The sequence below is a fragment of the Aequorivita xiaoshiensis genome, assembly GCF_022008395.1.
GTDB classification, from domain to species: domain Bacteria; phylum Bacteroidota; class Bacteroidia; order Flavobacteriales; family Flavobacteriaceae; genus Aequorivita; species Aequorivita xiaoshiensis.
Window position 1 is genome coordinate 1 of the sequence record NZ_JAIRBB010000026.1, and the last position, 4,310, is coordinate 4,310.

Annotated in this window: 4 protein-coding genes; all 4 read right to left on the reverse strand. The window is 30.1% G+C overall.

The genetic code is table 11. The features are described 5' to 3' along the window. Positions 1-239: 239 nt before the first annotated feature. The 4 genes from K8344_RS13615 to K8344_RS13630 all read right to left on the reverse strand — a co-directional run bounded on the left by K8344_RS13615 (position 240) and on the right by K8344_RS13630 (position 4,144). Positions 240-1,625 (reverse strand): potassium channel family protein, encoded by a 1,386-nt coding sequence (locus K8344_RS13615; protein WP_237609228.1) that lies wholly within the window; start codon positions 1,623-1,625, stop codon positions 240-242. A 298-nt stretch (positions 1,626-1,923) separates the two neighbouring features. Further along, entirely contained in the window at positions 1,924-2,679 is a 756-nt protein-coding gene (locus tag K8344_RS13620) for an MORN repeat-containing protein (protein WP_237609229.1), read from the reverse strand. A 159-nt stretch (positions 2,680-2,838) separates the two neighbouring features. After that, positions 2,839-3,405 carry a hypothetical protein gene (locus K8344_RS13625; RefSeq protein WP_237609230.1) on the reverse strand — a complete coding sequence of 189 codons (567 nt, stop codon included), beginning with the start codon at positions 3,403-3,405 and terminating at the stop codon, positions 2,839-2,841. A gap of 199 nt (positions 3,406-3,604) precedes the next feature. Further along, the gene (locus K8344_RS13630; protein ID WP_237609231.1) at positions 3,605-4,144 is read right to left on the reverse strand and encodes a hypothetical protein; all 540 of its coding nucleotides are present in this window, start codon (positions 4,142-4,144) and stop codon (positions 3,605-3,607) included. Positions 4,145-4,310 lie beyond the last annotated feature (166 nt).

The window sequence follows — 4,310 nt, forward strand, 5'->3', positions numbered from 1 at the left end:
TTTTCAGTTTAAAAGGTTCTGAATACCGTCTGATTACTTTGTCATTTTTGTACATAATGTTTAAAATTATGTAGCCTTTATTCAGGACGGGTCAAAATGTTTTACAACGGTTTTGTATATGATACGTTGCGTGGTTTAGCACGTAATTTAGCAAATAAAAACCGAATAGAAAATCCACGAGGATTTTCGTAAGTAAGCCTTCACTAGCAATGGAATATATACGTTGTTACCTGCAGTTTTTATTCTTTTGTTTTTGTTAAAGTAACTATTAATGCACCTAATGAAAGAGCTCCTATAATTGCTTCTATCGAAACTAATAATTTAGCAAATCCAGTATTCGGATAAACATCACTAAATCCTAATGTTACAAAAGTCACTACGCTGGAATATAAACTATAGAGAATCTTTTCTGCCCAATTCAATGTCAAAAAAGTTTCATTTGGAATTAGCTGATTAGAAATTAAGGAAAATATTAACCCAAATAGTAAAATTATAGCAAATGTAAAAGTTATTATTTTTTTAGGTTCTCTTCCATAACCCCAAAAATATTTATCGATAAACCAACTTGTTTTATTCCAAAACCCTTTTACTTGTTTTCTTTTAAAATCTAATTCTGAAATTTTGAGTTTATTTGCCTCTTTGTAATTCCCAATTTCAGTATGTGCTTTATAGAGGTTCCGATAAGTTCTGTCAAAATTCGGTGAATGTTTTAAATTTTTATACCAAACTCCAATATTTTCTGGTTCACTATTTTCAAAAATAGGTGTGAAATTCCCACCCCAAATCCTAGAGTTTTTAATCAAAGAATCTTTAATTCGTCCATTTGCTATGGAATTAATAAATTTCCAATTACTTATTTCAGAGTTTGTGATATTCAAGTTTCTAACACTTGAATTTTCAAAGGTGAAGAAATGAGTTTTAAGATGTTTACAACTAATATTATCACAAACACAAAATATGAATTCAATAGACCTATTGTTAATAATTTCATCGTTTAATTTTAAGCCACTAACATTTGCAAATTCAATTTTCTTTTGACGTAATATTTGGTTTAAGGCATTTACAGGTGGTTCTATTCTCCCCATTTTAATTAACCTTAAGTCAAAATTATAATAGACTTCTTCATTTTCATAAGCTTGATAGTATTTGTCAACTCTTATTTCATATCCGTCAATTTTGTTTAGTTCACACCATTCAAAGTAACTTTGAAAACTGCGAACATATTCATAAGTCACTTCATTTTCATTGTGTAATGAATTTTTATCGTAACTATACCAAACTTGATGTTTTGTTTTGCCTTTATATGTGACTTTTACTAAATGAAAGATATGGTCTTTTTTAATTTCTGTGTATTTGAATTTCAAGAATTCACTTACATATCCATCCATTAATATTTCGTCTGTCAATTCAAAGGTTTCCATCCATTCTTTGAATCTAGGCAATCTTCTTTTAAAGTTATCTAATATTCTTGGATAGTCGTGTTTTTTTCTCCATTCATCAAAAACGTATTGTGGTAATAACCAAAAGTCTAAAGCAGATAACTCCTTTTCGTCAATAATTTTCGCAAGCACTTCCTCTTCTGTAATGCCTATATTTTCTTGGTAAATTTTATCTACTATGCTCATTTTTCAAATTGCAGGTAACGTTTCGTATATGATAAGTAGGGCTGAAAATAAACGATAAATTTTCGGATTATCCACAAGCCAAATCTTTTGCATTTTGTTTTATATTATTCATTTAAAAGCCAAATCAAAAGATTTGGCGACCTCGCAAATAAGCCTGAGCCATTGGTTTTAGCACTTACTTGCCCTATTTTTTTTATACTTTTGTTGTGCAACGTTTTATTTCGCGCTATTTTTTTTGGTCATTATTTTGAGGATTAATAAGCTAACAAATATTTTTTATAATAATAATCTTTAGAACTTATTTTTTATGTTTACCTACCTTTTTTTCCGTAAACCAGTTGCTGCCTTCGTAAATGTTTCCATCTTTATCAATTCTCCCAGTTTTTTTCTCCGTAAACCAATTGTTGCCTTCATAAATATTTCCATCCTTTTTAATACTCCCAGTTTTCTTTTCTGTAAACCAATTTCCTCCATCATAAACATCTCCGTCAGATGAAACTCTACCTGTTCTTTTTTCAGTGAACCAATTATTTCCCGAATATGTGTTACCGTCATTATCGGTTCTGCCAACTTTTTTTTCAGTGAACCAGTTATCTCCCTTATATGTCGAAGTCCCTCTTATTCCGCCTACAACTGAATTGAAATCTTTATTAGAATCACTTTCTTTTGAATATGAGTTATTGTTTTTTACGCTTTTAGGATTTGAATTTTCATTGTTGAAAGTTGAGCTACCTGTATAATTACCTCGTGAAGTGTATTTTATGTTGTTATTCGAAATGCCATAACCTGGTTTTGAAAAAAAAAGTATTGGTGTATAAATAATACCTACAAAGGCATAAATCATTAAAAATAAAACTAAAAGTGCAAGTATAATGGTTAAGATAGCGCAAAGCAGAAGAACAATCAATCCCACAAAAAAATTTCCATTGCCATCCATTTCTAACATAGAAGTAGCGAGTGCTATAGGTGTTATTTTAGGCCAAATCATTGCGTTATTATAAAATACATACCATCCAAGGCAAGTCAAGATGAGAGAGATTAATGATTTTGTCATCGGTTTTTTTTAAATGTTGCACAACGTGTTTGTGTATGATTTCGTTGCGTGTTTAAGCAACTAATTTAGCAAATAAATCACAGATAGAAAGTCCGCGAGGACTTTCGTAAGTAAGCCAGAACTAGCAATGAATTATACACGTTGTTAGCTTTTAGTGCTTTATTCCAAATCTTTGTCTATTATTGAAAAATCCAAGCTTTTTGGTATTCCTAAACTTTCTCTTTTAGCCCAAAATTCCAATTCATTATTCAACTTGTATTTTTCTCCATTTTTGGTTCTTAAATCTATAATATGATAATAAGTTGTTTTTTTATATGGTTTTAAACTGTCAGGTGGATTCCAACCATTGCTTATATGATACCATTTTCCATTTTGTTCATAAATTCGGTCATCTTTAGCCAAATAAATCGTGTCAGCAGGATTTTTTAAAAGATAGTCTCCGTTAGTAGCAAAATTTCCAAATAGTCTTTCACTAATCTCCTTTTCTAAATTCGGATGTTGTTTAGCGATAATATAATTGTCATTAAATCCAACTGCGAAAACTGTTTCCGATATTTCAATCGAACCACTTTTTCCGCCATCTGAACTACGCAATAATATTTGGTCAGAATTATCATAAACCCAATTCAGATAATAGTCATTCGTAACTTTTCGTGCTGTAATTGGGTCGTCTAAACAACTTGAAAAGGAAATTCCAATTAATAATATCAGTAGTTTATTTTTCAATTAAAGTTCAATTTTTTATTCAGAAATTCGATTCCGCAAACTTGCTTTTGCATTAAAACTAACGGTTTTGTATATGAAAAGTGCGTGCTTGTGTCAGAGGATTTTCGGAACGAAAATCGGATGAAAGCAAGTACGCACTTTCCTTTGATTTAGCACTAAACTACGCATTTTTTATATACAGTGTTGTGCATAGTATTTTTTATTCCGTTATCCATTTTTCATTTCTTTTGGCTTGGTCATTTAAAGATAAATAGTGAATTGCTAAAATCAATTGAATATTGCGGTCATTTAGGTCAAAATATTTTTTATTTTTTGATATTTTTGAGTCGAGCATTTGTAAAGGATTGAAGTCTCCTGATGCATTAACCCAATGAGCATATTCCTCTATTTTGGGATTTTGTTTTCCTAAATCGACAAGATATTCATAGTATTTTCCGATTGGATTTGCACAAAGACTTTTTGTTTCTTTTCCTGTTTTATATTCAGTCGATTTACAGAACATCCAAATTTCGTCAAAAGTTGATTTTGATATTTGTTCGTAAAGTTTTTTTTGTTTTTCAAAGTCAATGTTTGTCCAAAATCCTTCTCCAATTGCCTCCAAATATTCGTGAGGTATTCTCTGATAACAAGTTTTGAAATCGGAGTCCATATTTAAGCACATTTGATTTTTAAAAAAGTCAGAAATTAATTTTAAATCGGCTACTTGCTCGGTTGTAAAATTATTGTTTAACTCTATCACGGAATATTGGGTTTTACAAGAAAAATTTAGCTGTAAAATCGTAAGTCCTAATATTAAAATCAGCGTTTTCCTCATATGTCTCGTCCTGAAATATGGCTACAGGTTAAAAATTGATTTACGCTGTTAATTTATATACCATTTCAGGTGTTTTAAAATCTAAAGATAA

What these genes read in the sequence shown, in the direction of transcription:
- K8344_RS13615 (WP_237609228.1), bottom strand. Translation starts at nt 1,625, where the DNA reads ATGAGCATAGTAGATAAAATTTACCAAGAAAATATAGGCATTACAGAA.
- K8344_RS13620 (WP_237609229.1), bottom strand. Translation starts at nt 2,679, where the DNA reads ATGACAAAATCATTAATCTCTCTCATCTTGACTTGCCTTGGATGGTAT.